The organism is Treponema primitia (assembly GCF_046533075.1).
Classification (GTDB): domain Bacteria; phylum Spirochaetota; class Spirochaetia; order Treponematales; family Breznakiellaceae; genus Termitinema; species Termitinema primitia_B.
Genome location: NZ_JAJQRB010000034.1, coordinates 1 through 17,251, shown reverse-complemented (window position 1 = coordinate 17,251; position 17,251 = coordinate 1). Strand labels below are relative to the sequence as shown.

Genomic DNA, 17,251 nt, shown 5'->3' with positions numbered 1-17,251 from the left:
ACACACCCATTAATTCAACAAAACACACCAACCGAATTAGCAGCCCTTAACTAAGGTATCAAGTTTGTTGAAGGCGCTGTCTATTTCCTTTTTCCTGTAGTTCAGTCCTGCCCGGTTTATGGCTAACTTATATTTAATACTTTCCTGCGTTTCGTCCGTATTTTGTTCCGCATCATTAAAGCTAAATACATTTAGCACCGCAAAGTCTTCTGGATTTTTTCCGCAAAATTCGGCAACTAATTTATCGACCAGAGGTTTGTCTATATTCGCCAACACAAATTCCCGTAACTTTGATTTGTCCGAAATTTTTTCTGCGGGAACCTTCCTGGCCAACTCGTCAATCAGCAATTCTTTTAATAGTAAACTATCCATATTGATAATACTATCATTATCAATAATTATCTGTCAAGTCGTTTAGGCTATGGGGAGTACCGCCTTACCCAATGCTGGTCTTTAATCCCGCAAGCGCCGTCCAGAAATGGCATCGTCATGTCATCAATAACTTAGTCAGAACATCTCCCTGATATGCAAGCCCCGCATTGTTGATGATTTTTATGTATTTAATTCTCTCAAGCGCACCTGCCGTATTAGTCTTCTCTGTAATTTCTTTTAACTTTTCATCGCTGATACTAAGTACATTCAATACGGCGAACTCTTCCGGATTCTTTTGACAGTACTCATCCACCAATTTATCCAAAAGCGGCTCGTTGATACTTTTTAATATAAATTCATGCAACCTCTTTTCGTCCTTTGCAATTTCCTCCGGAGCTTGTTTCTTGAATTCATCCAAAGCGAATTTCTTTAATGTTTCCCGTTCCATATTGACAATAATATATTATCAATAATTCTCTGTCAATGCGGATTTGCTTCTCTTATGTTTCCCATCTAGTAAATCTCCCTTTGACAATCATTTTCTCGAAGTAAGAGATTTTTCGTAGAATTCCAGCGCCTTTTCATTGTTTCCCATTTTGTTGTATGCCACGCCTATGTTGATATACAAAGATGCGGTTTCGTTATGCTCAGGGCCAAAAAATCGTTCATTAATGGCCAGGGCTTTTTGGTAAAATTCCAGTGCTTTTTCATAATTTTTCATCTCGAAATATAGCTCCCCTATGGTGGTATAGGATAGTGCCGCAGAAGGGTTGTTAAGACCAAAAATCTTGCCCCTTAGGGCAAGGGCTTTTTGGAAGTATTCCAATGCCTTTTCATAGTTTTTATCCAGACGGTATAAACCCCCCAGGTTGATATACGAATCTACGATAAAAGGATGCCCGGGGCTAAAAACTTTTTCCCTTAGGGTAAGGGCTTTTTGGAAAAATTCCAGGGCCGTTTCATTGTTTTCCATGTCCCTGTAAACCATACCTATGTTGTTATATGAATCAACGACAGAAGGATGTTTAAAGCCAAAACTCTTTTCCCGAATGGCAAGGGCTTTTTGGAAAAATTCCAGCGCCTTTTCATAATTTCCCAAATCCCTGTATACCAAGCCTATGTTGTTGCAGGATATGGCAGTAGAAGGATGCTCGGGACCAAAAATTTTTTCAAAAACAACAAGGGCTTTTTGATAGGATTCCAGCGCCTCGTCATAGTATCTCGTCTTGCTGTATATCAACCCTACGCTGTTGAAGGATAGTGCAGTATCAAGGTGCCCACGGCCAAAAGCTTTTTCCCGAACAAAAAGGGCTTTTTGGAAAATTTTCAGCGCCAGAACATAATTCTCAAAGGTATTAAGGACAAAACATCCGATTTTATGGTAGTATCCACCAACAGTTTTTCTATCTTCAGGGTCCCCTTCATAATACAGTACAAGATACCTTTCCGGTGAAAACCTTTTTTTGTTCTCCCTCTGCAAAGCAGACCAATATGCTCCCAGCTCATATTCATTTTTTGTATAGATATAATCAAACACCTCAAAATTAACCAGGAAGGTGTAGAGTTGGGCCCATTCTTTTAGCTCAAAATATTGATAGGGCAGTTCATCACACTTTCGGCCGGAAGAAATATCGGGCGCTGTTTTTATGTAGGAAACGATACGGCGGCGGTATTCCTCCCCGCCTTCTTTCAGGTAACGCTTTGTAACAGCCTCCTGTATAAACCGGTTGTCGAATACTATGAGCCCGTTCCGTTCAGCAAGATACTCCGGCATACCGTTGTATAATTGAGACCAGGAGAGTGAATCGGCGCCGCTTATCCCCAAAATCTCCGATTCGCTTAAACCGGCGCGGGAAGCTGCCAGGAGCGCGAGAACTTCACCAACAAAACCTTTGTTAGTATCGAGGCTGTACGTTTTTTCTATACGGTCAAGGATCGTGCCGTAGAAGTTTTTCAAATTTGGCGCGTCAGAAAGGGTGGTACGCAGAGGGGGTTCAAGTTCGATACAGGGGTAGTTCCGGTAGTTGAAGGACTCCATGGTTTTGTCCCCCGCCAGGGTAGAAAAAATAACCCGCACATTGGGCGGGAAGGCGGGGAGCCAGTCGAGGAGTTTTGCATTGTCCGTATCGTCAATTTTATCAATACCCGCAAGGACCAGAATCAGTTTTTCTTTTTTCGCTGCAGCCCAGAGCAGGTTTTGCAGATTTTCTGTAAGCGCATCGGTTCCTATTGGCGCACCTCCATCCAGGATGGACAGGTCCCCGGCAGGGGGAAGCCCGGCGAGCTGCGTAATTTTGCTGATGAGGCTTCCGCATATGTATCGGGAATCCCCTTCGAAACCGGCATTGCGGATAAGGTGATGCAGGACTTTATCACCCCTATTCCGCCTGGTTTGCAGCCAGTTGGCAAGAAGGGCGCTTTTCTCCATACCTCTTTCCCCGGTAATGATAAAAACCTGGTCTGCGTCTTCTCCTGATGCGTCTACAAAATCGTCTAGCTCCCGCAGGGTTTCTGTATTGGAGGGATATCCACTGGGGATATACACTTTTGTTTCGTTTATGTCGTCCATCCGGTAAATCTCCCTCTGTCAGTTTGCTTCTTAGGCAGTACCCGTTAACTTGCGCAGCTCTGCTACTCGTTGAAATACCTGCACCGTATTGGGATGATCTTTGCCAAGAATCTTTTCCCGAATGGCAAGGGTTTTTTGGAAGAATTCCAGCGCCTTTTCATTATTTCCCATGGCACTGTATACCGAGCCTATGTTGTTATACGATCCTGCAGTATGAAGATGCTCTATGCCCAGAACTTTTTCCCGAATGACAAGGGCTTTTTGAAAGAATTCCAGCGCCTTTTCATTATTTCCCATGTCGCGGTATACCATGCCTATGGTGTTATACGATGCTGCAGTATCAGGGTGCTCAGGGCCAAGAACTTTTTCCCTAATGGCAAGTAGTTTTTGGAAATATTCCAACGCATTTTCATAATTTCCCATAGCGCGGTATACCATGCCTATGGTGTTATACGATGCTGCAGTATCAGGGTGCTCAGGGCCAAGAATTTTTTCCCTAATGGCAAGGGCTTTCTGGTAGAATTCCAGCGCCTTTTCTTTATTTCCCATGTCGATGTATATCGACCCTATGTTGTTATATGATTTTACAGTATCGGGATGTTCAAGGCCTAGAACTTTTTGCCTAACGACAAGGGCTTCCTGGTAGAATTCCAGCGCCTTTTCTTTGTTTCCCATGACGCTGTATACCCAGCCTACATTGTTATACGATTCGACAGTATCAAGGTGCTCAAAGCCAAGAATTTTTTCCCTAATGGCAAGAGTTTTTTTGGAGAATTCCAGCGCCTTTTCTTTGTCTCCCATGTCGCGATATACCAAGCCTATGGTGTAATACGATGTTGCAGTATCAGGATGCTCAAGGCCAAGAATTTTTTCCCGAATGGCAAGAGTCTTTTGGAAGAATTCCAGCGCCTTTTCTTTGTCGCCCATGTCGCTGTATACAAAACCTATGTGGTTATATGATGATGCAGTATCAATGTGTTCAAGGCCAAGAACCTTTTCCCTAATGGCAAGAGCTTTTTGGGAGAATTCCAACCCCTTTTCTTTGTCGCCCATGTCTTCGTATATCGAGCCTATGGTATTATACGATGCCGCAGTATCAAGATGCTCAGAGCCTAGAACTTTTTCCCTAAACGCAAGGGCTTTTTGGTAGAACTCCAGCGCCTTTTCTTTGTTACCCATCCGTCTGTATTCCAGTCCCATGTTTCTATACGAAAATGCAGTATCAGGATGCTCAAGGCCCAAAACTTTTTCTCTAATAACAAGGGCTTGTTGAAAAAATTCCAGCGCTTTTTCATTGCTTCCCATGTCCATGTATACCAAGCCTATGAGGTTATACGAAGTTGCAGTATCAATGTGTTCAAGACCCAACACTTTTTCCCGAATGACAAGGGACTTTTGGTAGAATTCCAGGGCCTTTTCTTTGTTTCCTATGCCGCTGTATATCGTGCCTATGTTGTTATAGGATGCTGCAGTATCAAGATGCTCAAGGCCCAACACTTTTTCCCGAATGGAAAGGGCTTTTTGGGAGAATTCCAGGGCTTTTTCTTTGTCTCCCATGTGGCTGTATACCAAGCCTATGTTGTTATAGGATGCTGCAGTTTCAGGATGCTCAAGGCCAAGCACTTTTTCCTGCGCGGCAAGGGCTTTTTGAGAGAATTCCAATGCCTTTTCTTTGTTTCCCATGTCCCTGTATACCCGGCCTATGGCGTTATACGACTGTTCAGTATCAGGATTTTCAAAGCCAAACACTTTTTCCCGAATGACAAGGGCTCTTTGGTAAAACTCCAGCGCCCTTTCATGGTTTCCCATGATGTGGTATGCCGCGCCTATGTTGTTATACGATCTTGCAGTATTAATGTGCTCCAGACTAAAAATTTTTTCATCAATAGCAAGGGCTTTTTGGAAGAATTCCAACGCCTTTTCATCGTTTTCCATGTTGAGGTATACCGACCCTATGTTGGTATACGATCCTGCAGTATCAGGATGCTCGGGGCCCAGAACTTTTTCCCTAAAGGCCAGGGCTTTTTGATGGAATTCCAGGGCCTTTTCATTGTTTCTCATGTTACTATATACCACACCTATGTTGTTATAGGATGCTGCAGTTTCAGGATGTTCAGGGCCCAGAACTTTTTCCCTAATGGCAAGGGCTTTTTGCAAAAATTCCAAGGCCCCTTCTTTGTTGCCCATATCCCTGTATGCTAGGCCCAGGTCGTTATAGGATGTTGCAGTATCAGGATGCTCAAGGCCCAGAACTTTTTCTCTAATGGCAAGGGCTCTTTGGTCAAATTCCAGCGCCGCATCATAGTTTCCCATGTGGCAGTATACCGAACTTATGCTGGAATAGGATCTTGCCGTATCAGGATGTTCAGGGCCAAGATTTTTTTCACTAATGGCAAGGGCTTTTTGGTGGAATTCCAGCGCCCTTTCATAGTTTCCCATGTCGCGGTATTCTATGCCTATGTTGGCATACGCTCCTGCAGTATCAGGATGTTCAAGGCCAAGCACTTTTTCCCGAATAGAAAGGGCTTTTTGGAAGAATTCCATCGCTTTTTCTTTGTTTCCTATACCGCTGTATACCAAGCCTATGTTATTATACAATGCTGCAGTATCAGGATGCTCAAGGCCAAGAACTTTTTCCCGAATGGCAAGGGCTTTTTGCAAAAATTCCAGCGCCTTTTCATGGTTCCCCATGTTGCTGTATACCATACCTATGTTGGTATACGAATGTGCAGTATCAGGATGCGCAAAGCCAAGAACTTTTTCCTGAACGGCAAGAGATTTTTGGTAGAATTCCAGCGCCTTTTCATGGTTTCCCATATCGCTGTACAGCAAGCCTATGTTGTTATATGATACTGCAGTATCAGGATGCTCAAGACCAAGAACTTTTTCCCGAATGGCAAGGGCTTTTTGGTGGGATTCCAGCGCCCTTTCATTGTTTCCCATGTACCTGTATACCCCGCCTATGTTGCTATAGGATGCTGCAGTATCAGGATGCTCAAGACCAAAAAATCTTTCCCGAATGGCAAGGGCTTTCTGGTGGAATTCCAACTCCTTTTCTTTATTTCCCATGCCCCCGTATGCAACGCCTATGTTGCTATAAGATATTGCAGTTTCTAGATGCTCAAGGCCAAAAACTTTCCCCTCAATGGCAAGGGCTTTTTGGAAGAATTCCATCGCGCTTTCATTGTTTCCCATGTGGCTGTATACCCCGCCTATGTTGCTATAGGATGCTGCAGTATCAGGATGTTCATGACCAAGAACCTTTTCTCTAATGGCAAGGGCCTTTTGTTGGAAATCCAACGCCCTTTCATAGTTTCCCATATCGCTGTATATCAGGCCTATGTTGGTATACGAATCTGCAGTATCAGGATGCTCAGGGCCAAGAACTTCTTCCTTAATGGCAAGGGCTTTTTGGGAGAATTCCAATGCTAAACCGTAATCCGCCAATACTTTAATGATAAAAACTCCAATATCATTGTAGTATCCCCCAATAGCTTTTCTATCTGAACCATCATCAAGGTCAAGATACTTTGTAGGCGAATACTTTTCCTTGTTTTCTTTTTGCAAAGCGCGCCAGTATTCTCCCAGCTCATATTCATTCTTTCTATGGATATAATGAAATACCCCAAAATCAAGCAGGAAAGCGTAGAGTTTTTCCCAGTCTTTTAGCGCAAAATACTGGTGGGGCATTTCATCACACTTCCGGTAGGGGGAAATATCGGAGGCTGTTTCCATGTAGGAAACGATACGACGGCGATATTCTTTCTTACCGTCTTTTAGGCGCTTTGTAACCGCCTCTTGTATAAACCGGTTGTCGAATCGTATGAGCCCGTTCCGTTTGGTAAGATGACCGGACATACCGTTGTATAATTGCGACCAGTAGAGCGGAGCGGCTCCGCTTATCCCCAATATCTCAGACTCGCTTAAGCCGGCGCGGGAAGACGCCAGGAGCGAGAGAACTTCACCTGCAAAGCTTTGGTTAGTACCGTTGCGGGAAGGTATCAATCGAGCAAAAATGTTACCCGCAAAGCTCTTGCTATCACCGGAGGCGGCGATGTACGTTTTTTCTATACGGTCAACGACCATGCCGTAGAAGCTTTCCAAATCCGATGCGGCAAGATAGGCATTAAGATGGGCGTCAATTTCTTCATGCAACCCAAAGACCCGCAGTTCATCCAAGAGTGTCCGCAGGGCAAGGGTGTTTTCACTTTCCTTGTCCAGGACTATGCGTTCAATCTGATCGGGTCGTAACTTTTTTCCAAATGACGCTAGGTAATCGGTAACCAGGGTTTTTCTATCCTCCACCGTAAGGGATTCAATTGCGATACAGGGGTAGTTCCGGCGTTTGAAGACCTCCATGGTTCTATCCCCCGTCTGGGTGGAAAAAACAACCCGGACATTCGGCGGAAAAGCGGGGAGCCAGTTGAGGAGTTTCGCATTGTTTGTGTCGTCAAGTTTGTCCATGCCGTCAAGAACCAGAATAAGATTTTCCTTTTCCATTGCTGTCCAAAGCAAGTTTTGCAGAGTTTCTGTCAGCTTATCTTCCTTCGGCGATTCCTCAAGCGGCGGAAGGCCGCAGACTTCGATAATATCGTTGATCAGGTATTTAGTTATTTTGCGGTAATCCCCTTCAGAACTTGAATTGCCGATAAAATGATACAGGATTTTATCGTCCTGCTTCTCTCTGTTCTGAATCCAGTTGGCGATAAGAGCGCTTTTCCCTATACCGCTTTCCCCGGTAACTACCAAAATGCGTCCCGCTTCGTCCCCGGATGCATTTACAAAATCATCCAACTTCCGTTGGGTATCTCCGCTGGGGATATACACCCGGGTTCGGCTCTTTAAAAAGGATTGCTGTTCCAGCCGTTCTTTTTCAAAAAGCGTTAAGGCGCCTTGGGGAAAGAGTTTATCTACCAGGGCTTTGAAGTCCCTTTCAACCATGTCGCCTAAGTTTTCACCGGAGCTGTAATCCTTTACCGGGTAGTCTTGCTGCTCCCGTAATGCTTTTTTAAGGTCCGCAAGCTTTTTCTCCTCATCGCTCCCGCTCTTTTCCTGGAATTTTCCGCTTGTTTTCATTTCCGGGGAACGAAAATAAAAAAAGGAGTTTACCTTTCCGTTTACCCGCAGTACCCCCTGTTGGATTTCCATTTCCGTAATACTGGTTCCTTTATCCAGTTCACCGCTTACCCAGGGGTATTCAGTAAAAACATCGGTGTTTTCCCCTATCAGGCGGCGTTCCTCCGGGGAAGGTACCCATCCGTAGCGTTCACCTAAAATGCCGATAAAGAAGGGGGTGGTGTTTTCTATTTCCTTTAGGCAAATGTCCACCACCTTTCCCTGTTTCGATTCCTCTTCACTGATGCCCCAGCGGAGGTCAAGTTCAAGGAAGGAAATATCCCGCTCTTCGCAATAACGGCGGATGACGGGGAATATCTTCATAACCAGGTAATCCCGTTCGGCTTGCATATCCTTAAATGTGGACGATATGAACACACGGATTTGGCGTTCTTCAATCGGGTTTGGTTTTCGTTTATCGCTCATTTGTGTAATCTCCTTCTGGCTTTCCTTCTTAGGTAGTACCCATTAACTTACGCAGATCGGCTATTCGTTGAGATACCTGTACCGTATTCGGATGATCTTTGCCAAGAACCTTTTCACAAATGGCAAGATCTTTTTGGAAGAATTCCAGCGCCGTTTCGTTGTTTCCTATGCCGCTGTATATCATTCCTATGTTGTCATAGGCTTCTGCAGTATCAGGATGCTCAAAGCCGCGAACCTTTTCACAAACGGCAAGATTTTTTTGAAAATATTCCAGCGCCGTTTCATTGTCTCCCATGGCGCCGTATACCAAACCTATGTTGTTGTAGAATAATGCCGTAGCAATATGCTCAAGGCCAAAAACTTTTTCCGCAATGGCAAGGGCTTTTAGGTAGAATTCCAGTGTAAGCACGTAATCCGCCAATGCGGTGCTGACAAAAAATCCAATAGTGTAGTATCGCGCAATAGTTTCTCTATCTGTACCATTATTATCAAGATCAAGATACTTTGCCGGAGAATATTTTTCCTTATTTTCATTCTGCAAAGCGCGCCAGTATTCACCCAGCTCATCTTTATTCTTTTTATAGAGAGCATCAAAGGTCTCGAAATCAAGCAGGAAGGCGTAGAGTTTGTCCCATTCTTTTAGCTCAAAATACTTGCGGGGTAGTTCATCAGGCTTCCGGTTGGAAGAACCATCGGAAGCCGTTTCCGTTTGGTTTGTTTTTCTTGTATCGTCCATTTGATCAATCTCCTTATGATGGTCATTGGCTTCTTAGGTAGTACCCATTAGTTTACGCAGATCGGCTACTTGTTGAGATACCTACATCGTATTAGGATGGTCTTTGCCAAAAATCTTTTCCTGAATAACAAGGGCTTTTTGGTCAAATTTCAGCGCCTCTTCTTTGTTTCCCAGATCCCTGTATACCAAGCCTAGGTTACTATACGATGCTGCAGTAGCAGAATGTTCAAAGCCAAAAACTTTTTCTCTAATACCAAGAGCTTTTTGGAAGAATTCCAATGCCGCTTTATAGTTTCCCATGGCGCCGTATATTAGACCTATGTTGTTAAAGGAGTCTGCAGTAGAAGGGTGCTCAAGTCCAAAAACTTTTTCGTGAATGGCAAGGGCTTTTTGAAAGAATTCCAGCGCCTTTTCATTGTTTCCCATGTCCCGGTATACCGAGCCTATGGTGGTATAGGATGTCGCAGTATCAGGGTGTTCACGGCCAAGAATTTTTTCCTGAATGGTGAGGACTTTTTGGTAGAATTCCAGTGCTTTTTCTTTGTTTCCCATGTCGCTGTATACCAGACTAATATTTTTATAGGATGCTGCAGTAACAAGATGCTCAAGGCCAAGAACCTTTTCCCGAATGACAAGGGCTTTTTGGTAGAATTCCAGCTCCTTTTCATAGTTTCCCATAAAGTGGTATACCAAGCCTATGCCGGTATACGATCCTGCAGTATCAAGATGTTCAAAACCAAAAACTTTTTCCCTAATGGCAAGGGCTTTTTGCAAGAATTCCAGTGTCTTTTCATAGTTTCCATTTCTGCTGTATACCACACCTATGTTGTTATACGATTGTGCAGTATCAAGATGCTCAGTGCCCAGAACTTTTTCCCTAATGGCAAGGGCTTTTTGGTGAAATTCCAGCGCCATTTCATGGTTTCCCATGTTGCTGTATACCATACCTATGTTGGTATACGAATGTGCAGTACCAGGATGCTCAAAGCCAAGAACTTTTTCCTGAATGGCAAGGGCTTTTTGGTGAAATTCCAACGCCTTTTCATTGTTTCCCATATCTTCGTATATCAAGCCTATATTGCCATAGGATGTTGCAGTATCAGGGTGCTTAAGGCCAAGCATTTTTTCCCTAATAACAAGAGCTTTTTGGTGGAATTCCAGCGCCTTTTCTTTGTTTCCCATGGCGTTGCATACCACGCCTATGTCGTTATACGATCCTGCAGTATCAGGGTGCTCAAGACCAAGAGCTTTTTTTCGAAGGGCAAGGGCTTGTTGGTAGAATTCCAGCGCCTTTTCAAGGTTTCCCATGATGTGGTATATATTGCCTATGTTGTTATAGGGTATTGCAGTATCAGGATGATCCGGGCCAAGAACTTTTTCCTGAATGGTAAGTGCCTTTTGTTGGAATTCCAGCGCCTTTTCATAATTTCCCATGCAGAAGTATACATTGCCTATGTTGTTATACGATGCTGCAGTATCAGGATGATCCGGGCCAAGAACTTTTTCCCGAATAGCAAGTGCCTTTTGTTGGAATTCCAGCGCCTTTTCATAGTTTCCCCTGTCGCGGTATACCCCACCAATGCTGCCATACGATGCTGCAGTATCAGGATGATCCGGGCCAAGAAATCTTTCTCTAATGGCAAGGGCCTTTTGAAAAAATTCCAGCGCCTTTTCATAATTTCCCATGTCCCCATATATCGTACCTATATTGTTATACGATTGTGCAGTATCAGGATGCTCAAGTCCAAAAACCTTTGCACTAATGGTAAGATCTCTTTGAAAAAATTCCAGCGCCTTTTCATAGTTTCCCATGTTCCAATATACCCCGCCTATGTTGTTATACGATCCCGTAGTATCAGGATGCTCAAGGCCAAGAACTTTTTCCTGAATGGCAAGGGCTTTTTGTTGAAATTTCAGCGCCGTTTCATAGTTTCCCATGTTGCTGTATGCCAAGCCTATATTGGTATACGATGCTGCAGTATCAGGATGATCCGGGCCAAGGACTTCTTCTTTAATAGCAAGGGCTTTTTTGGAGAATTCTAATGCTAAACCGTAATCCGCTAATACTTTACATACAAAAACTCCAATATTATTGTAGTAGCGCCCAATAGTTTCTTTATCTGTACCGTCCCCTTCAAGATTAAAATACTTTGCCGGCGAATACTTTTCTTTGTTCTCCTTTTGCAAGGCGCGCCAGTATTCTCCCAGTTCATATTCATTTTTTGTAAAGATATAATCAAAAACCTCAAAATCAAGCAGGAAGGCGTAGAGTTTGTCCCATTCTTTTAGCGCAAAATACTGGTAGGGCATTTCATCACACTTCCGGTAGGGGGAAATATTAGGGGCGGTTTCCATGTAGGAAACAATGCGGCGGTGATATTCCTCCCCGCCGTTTTTCAGGCGCTTGGTAACCGCCTCTTGTATAAACCGGTTGTCGAATCGAATGAGCCCGTTCCGTCTGGCAAGATGCCCGGACATCCCGTTGTATAGCTGCGACCAGTAAAGCGGAGCGGCGCCGCTTATCCCCAGAATCTCGGACTCGCTTAAACCGGAGCGGGAAGACGCCAGCAGTGCAAGAACTTCACCCGCAAAGCTTTGCTTAGTACCGTCCCGGGAAGACAGCAGACGGGCGAAAACGTTAGCCGCAAAGCTTTTACTATCACCGGAGGCGATGGTGTAGGTTTTTTCTACACGGTCAACGACCTTGCCGTAGAAGCTTTCCAAATCCGGCGCAGCCAGGTAGTTGGTAATGCGGGTGTCAATTTCTTCATGTACCCCAAAGACCCGCAGCTCATCCAACAGTGTCCGCAGGGCAAAGGTATTCTCACTTTCCTTGTCCATGACTATGCGTTCAATTTGATCGGGCCGTAGCTTTTTGGCATAGGACGCTAAATAATCGGTGACAAATGTTTTCCGCTCTTCCACCGGAAGGGCTTCAACTGCGATATAGGGGTAGTTCCGGCGTTTAAAAACTTCCAGAGTTTTGTCATCCGATTGGGTGGAAAAAATAATCCGTACATCAGGCGGGAAGGCAGGGAGCCAGTTGAGGAGTTTCGCATTATCAATGTTGTCAAGTTTGTCCATGCCGTCAAGAACCAGAATAAGCTTTTCCTTTTCCGCCGCAGTCCAGAGCAGATTTTGCAAATTGTCTTTAAGGTTATCCGCTCCTTTGGGCGCATCATTATCCATGCGGGACTTTTCTTCAGCAGGGCGGAGTCCACAGACTTTGATAATGTCATTGATGAGGTATTTAGTTATTTTGCGATAATCTCCTTCGGAACTGGAATTGCCGATAAAATGATACAGGACTTTCTCACTTTTATTCTCCCGGTTCTGTATCCAGTTGGCAAGGAGAGCGCTTTTGCCTATACCGCTTTCCCCGGTAACTACCAAGGCTCTCTCTGCTCCTTCCCCGGATGTCTTTACAAAATCATCCAGCTTCTGCCTGGTATCTCCGCTGGGGGTATACACCCGGGTACGGCTCTTTAAAAAGGATTGCTGTTCCAGCCGTTCTTTTTCAAACAGCGTTAGGGCGCCCTGGGGGAAAAGTTTATCCACCAGGGCCTTGAGGTCCTTTTCAACCATGTCACCTAAGTTTTCAATAGAACGGTAATCTTTTACCGGGTAGTCTTGCTGCTCCCGTAGTGTTTTTTTAAGGGCATCGTGCTTTTTTTCTTCATCACTCCCGCTCTTTTCCCTGAATTTCCCACTTGTTTTCATTTCCGGGGAACGGAAATAAAAATAGGCGTTTATTTTTTTGTTCATCCGCAGTACCCCCTGCTGGATTTCCATTTCCGTAATACTGGTTCCTTTATCCAGTTCATCGTTTACCCAGGGGTATTCCTCAAAAACATCGGTGTTTTCCCCTATCAGGCGGCGTTCCTCCGGAGAAGGTACCCATCCGTAGCGTTCACCTAAAATGCCGATAAAAAAGGGGGTGGTATTTTCAATTTCCTTTAGGCATATATCCACCACCTTACCCTGTTTTGATTCCTCTTCGCTGATGCCCCAGCGGAGGTCAAGCTCCAGAAAGGAAATGTCCCGCTCTTCACAGTAGCGGCGTATGGCGGGGAATATCTTCATCACAAGGTAATCCCGCTCGGCTTGCATGTCCTTAAATGTGGACGAGATGAATACGCGGATTTGACGTTCTTCAATTGGGTCTGGTTTTCTCTTATCGCTCATCGGCTCAATCTCCTTATGATGGTCATTTGCTTCTTAGGTAGTACCCATTAACTTACGCAGTTCCGCTATTCTTTGAAATATCTGCACCGTATTGGGATGGTCTTTACCAAGAACCTTTTCCCGAATGGTAAAGGCTTTTTGGTAGAATTCCAGCGCTTTTTCTTTGTTCCCCATGGCGCTGTATACCGCACCTATACTGTTATACAATGCTGCATTATCAGGGTGCTCAAGACCACGAAGTTTTTCCCAAACAACAAGGGCCTTTTGGTAAAATTCCAGTTCCTTTTCTTTGTTTCCAATGGCGCTGTATACCTCGCCTATGGAATCATACGATATTGCAGTATCAATGTGCTCATAGCCAAGGACTTTTTCCTGAATGACAAGGGCTTTTTGAAAGAATTCCAGCGCCATTTCTTTGTTCCCCATTTTCCAGTATACCAAACCTATGTTGCTATACGATCCTGTAGTATCAGGATGCTCAGGGCCAAGAACTTTTTCTCTACTGGCAAGGGCTTTTTGGTAGAATTCCAGTGCCTTTTCATGGTTTCTCATGCGGTCGTATACCACGCCTATGTTGTTATACGATGCTATAGTAGAAGGATGCTCAAGGCCAAACACTTTCTCTTTAATGGCAAGGGCTTTTTGGAAGAATTCCAACGCCTTTTCTTTGTTCCCCATGTCGTAACATACCTCGCCTATGTTGTTATACGATAATGCAGTATCAGGATGCTCAAGGCCACGAACTTTTTCCTGAATGGCAAGGGCTTTTTGGTAGAATTCCAACGCCCTTTCATAGTTTCTCCTCTTGCTGTATACCATGCCTATATTGTTATACGATGCAATGGTAGAAGGATGCTCAGGGCCAAAAACTTTTTCCTGAATGGCAAGGGCTTTTTGGGAGAATTCCAGCATTTTTTCATTGTTTCCCTTGATGTAGTATACCTCGCTTATGTTGACATACGATGCTGCGGTATCAGGATGCTCAAGACCAAACACTTTTTCCCGAATGGCAAGAGTTTTTTGGTAGAATTCCAGCGCCTTTTCATAGTTTGCCATGGCGCTGTATACCAAGCCTATGTTGTTATATAACAATGCATTATCAGGATGCTCAAGGCCAAGCACTTTTTCCCTAAGGGCAAGGGCTTTATGGTGGAATTCCAGCGCCTTTTCATAGTTTCCCATGGCGCTATATACCAAGCCTATGCTGTTATAGGATCCTGCAGTATCAGGATGCTCAGGGCCAAGAACTTTTTCTTGAACGGCAAGGGCTTTTTGGGAGAATTCCAGCGCCTTTTCATAGTTTGCCATGGCGCTGTATACCAAGCCTATGTCGTTGTACGATGTTGCAGTAGCAGGATGCTCAAGACCAAGAACCTTTTCCCTAATGGCAAGGGCTTTTTGGTGAAATTCCAGCGCCTTTTCTTTGTTCCTCATTTCGCGGTATACCACGCCTATATTGTAATACGATCCTGCAGTACCAGGATGCTCAAGGCCAAAAACTTTTTCCCTAAGGGCAAGGGCTTTTTGGTGGAATTCCAGCGCCTTTTCTTTGTTTCTCATGGCACTGTATGCCATGCCTATGTTGTTATACGATGCTGCAATATCAGGATGCTCAAGGCCAAGAACCTTTGTACTAATGGCAAGGGTTTTCTGAAAAAATTCCAGCGCCTTTTCATGGTTTCCCATTTCCATGTATACCACACCTATGTTGTTATACGATCTTGCAGCATCAGGGTGCTCAAAGCCAAGAACTTTTTCCCTAATTGCAAGGGCTCTTTGGTAGAATTCCAGTGCCTTTTCATTGTTTCCCATGCCCCAGTATTTTATGCCTATATCATTATATGATGTTGCAGTGTCAGGATGCTCCGGGCCAAGAGCTTCTTTCCTAATGGTAAGGGCTTTTTGGCAGGATTCCAGCGCCAGAACGTAATCCGCCAATACATCACTGACAAAATTCCCAATATCATTGTAGTATCCCCCAATAGCTTCTCTATCTTTACCGTCCCCTTCAAGGTCAAGATACTTTGCGGGCGAATACTTTTCCTTATTCTCCTTTTGCAATGCACGCCAGTATTCTCCCAGCTCATATTCATTCTTTCTATTGATGTAATCAAATACCTCAAAATCAAGCAGGAAGGCGTAGAGTTTATCCCATTCTTTTAACTCAAAATACTGATAGGGTAGTTCATCACACTTCCGCTTGAGGGAAATATCCGAGGCTGTTTCCATGTAGGAAACGATACGGCGGCGATATTCCTCCCCACCGTCTTTCAGGCGCTTTGTAACTGCCTCTTGTATAAACCGGTTATCGAATCGTATGAGCCCGTTCCGTTTGGTAAGATGCCCGGACATACCGTTGTATAATTGCGACCAGTAGAGCGGAGCGGCTCCGCTTATCCCCAATATCTCAGACTCGCTTAAACCGGCGCGGGAAGACGCCAGGAGTGCGAGTACTTCACCCGCGAAACTGTGGTTAGTACCGGCGTGGGAAGACAACAAACGGGCGAAAACGTTACTTGCAAAGCTTTTGTTATCACCGGAGGCAGCGGTGTACGTTTTTTCTATACGGTCAACGACCTTGTCGTAGAAACTTTCCAAATCCGGTGCGGCAAGATAGGCATTAAGACGGGCGTCAATTTCCTCGTGTACCCCAAAGACCCGTAGCTCATCCAAAAGTGTCCGCAGGGCAAGAGTGTTTTCATTTTCCTTGTCCTGAACAATGCGATCAATCTGATCAGGTTTTAACTTTTTTGCAAATGACGCTAGATAATCGGTGATGAGGGTTTTCCGCTCTTCCACCGGAAGGGGTTCAACTGCGATACAGGGGTAGTTCCAGCGTTTGAAAACTTCCATGGTTTTGTCATCCGATTGGGTAGAAAAAATAACCCGGACATTCGGCGGGAAGGCGGGGAGCCAGTTAAGGAGTTTCGCATTGTCGATATCGTCAAGTTTATCCATGCCGTCAAGGACTAGAATAAGTTTTGTTGCTTTTGCCGCTGTCCAGAGCAGATTTTGCAGATTCTCTGTAAGCTTATTTCCTTTCGGTGATTCCTCAAGCGGCGGAAGCCGGCATACTTCGATAATGTCATTGATCAGGTATTTGATTATTTTGCGGTAATCCCCTTCGGAACCGGAATTGCCAATAAAGTGATACAAGATTTTTTCACTTTTATTCTCTCTGTTTTGTATCCAGTTGGCGATAAGGGCGCTTTTTCCTATACCGCTTTCCCCGGTAACTACCACAATTCGGTCCGCTTCGTCCCCGGATGCGTTTACAAAATCATCTAAGTTCCGTTGAGGATCTCCGGGGGAAACATACACCCGGGTTCGGCTCTTTAAGAAGGATTGCTGTTCCATCCGTTCTTTTTCAAAAAGCGTTAAGGCGCCTTGGGGAAAGAGTTTATCTACCAGGGCTTTAAAGTCTTTTTCAACCATGTCGCCTAAGTTTTCACCGGAGCTGTATTCCTTTACCGGGTAGTCCTGCTGCTCTCGCAATGCTTTTTTAAGGTCCGCCAGCTTTTTTTCCTCATCGCTCCCACTCTTTTCCCGGAATTTTCCGCTTGTTTTCATTTCTGGGGAACGGAAGTAAAAAAAAGAATTTACCTTTCCGTTTACCCGCAACACCCCTTGCTGGATTTCCATTTCCGTAATACTGGTACCTTTGTCCAATTCACCGTTTACCCAAGGGTATTCCGTAAAAACATCGGTGTTTTTCTCTATCAGGCGGCGCTCCTCCGGAGAAGGCACCCAGCCGTATCGCTCCCCGAGGATGCCGATAAAAAAGGGGGTGGTATTTTCAATTTCCTTGAGGCAAATGTCCACCACCTTTCCCTGTTTTGATTCATCTT

At 44.6% G+C, this 17,251-nt stretch carries 7 protein-coding genes; all 7 read right to left on the bottom strand.

Going from position 1 to position 17,251, the window contains the following annotated elements:
- Positions 1 to 36: 36 nt before the first annotated feature.
- Entirely contained in the window at positions 37 to 372 is a 336-nt protein-coding gene (locus LQZ19_RS06300; RefSeq protein WP_411046813.1) for a hypothetical protein, read from the bottom strand.
- 115 nt (positions 373 to 487) lie between these two features.
- Positions 488 to 820, bottom strand: coding sequence for a hypothetical protein (locus LQZ19_RS06295; protein WP_411046812.1), 333 nt, complete (start codon positions 818 to 820; stop codon positions 488 to 490).
- 87 nt (positions 821 to 907) lie between these two features.
- Complete coding sequence (locus LQZ19_RS06290; RefSeq protein ID WP_411046811.1) at positions 908 to 2,941, bottom strand: DUF2225 domain-containing protein; 2,034 nt, start codon at positions 2,939 to 2,941, stop codon at positions 908 to 910.
- Positions 2,942 to 2,971: 30 nt separating this feature from the next.
- Positions 2,972 to 8,482 (bottom strand): tetratricopeptide repeat protein, encoded by a 5,511-nt coding sequence (locus LQZ19_RS06285; RefSeq protein WP_411046810.1) that lies wholly within the window; start codon positions 8,480 to 8,482, stop codon positions 2,972 to 2,974.
- Between the two features lie 28 nt (positions 8,483 to 8,510).
- Positions 8,511 to 9,218 (bottom strand): tetratricopeptide repeat protein, encoded by a 708-nt coding sequence (locus tag LQZ19_RS06280; protein ID WP_411046809.1) that lies wholly within the window; start codon positions 9,216 to 9,218, stop codon positions 8,511 to 8,513.
- An 81-nt stretch (positions 9,219 to 9,299) separates the two neighbouring features.
- Complete coding sequence (locus LQZ19_RS06275) at positions 9,300 to 13,403, bottom strand: tetratricopeptide repeat protein (RefSeq protein WP_411046808.1); 4,104 nt, start codon at positions 13,401 to 13,403, stop codon at positions 9,300 to 9,302.
- 33 nt (positions 13,404 to 13,436) lie between these two features.
- On the bottom strand, positions 13,437 to 17,251 hold a 3,815-nt coding region (locus LQZ19_RS06270), incomplete at its 5' end, for a tetratricopeptide repeat protein (RefSeq protein WP_411046807.1).

Coding starts and splice junctions, on each gene's coding strand:
- LQZ19_RS06300 (WP_411046813.1), bottom strand. CDS start 372: ATGGATAGTTTACTATTAAAAGAATTGCTGATTGACGAGTTGGCCAGG.
- LQZ19_RS06280 (WP_411046809.1), bottom strand. CDS start 9,218: ATGGACGATACAAGAAAAACAAACCAAACGGAAACGGCTTCCGATGGT.
- LQZ19_RS06285 (WP_411046810.1), bottom strand. CDS start 8,482: ATGAGCGATAAACGAAAACCAAACCCGATTGAAGAACGCCAAATCCGT.
- LQZ19_RS06275 (WP_411046808.1), bottom strand. CDS start 13,403: ATGAGCGATAAGAGAAAACCAGACCCAATTGAAGAACGTCAAATCCGC.
- LQZ19_RS06295 (WP_411046812.1), bottom strand. CDS start 820: ATGGAACGGGAAACATTAAAGAAATTCGCTTTGGATGAATTCAAGAAA.
- LQZ19_RS06290 (WP_411046811.1), bottom strand. CDS start 2,941: ATGGACGACATAAACGAAACAAAAGTGTATATCCCCAGTGGATATCCC.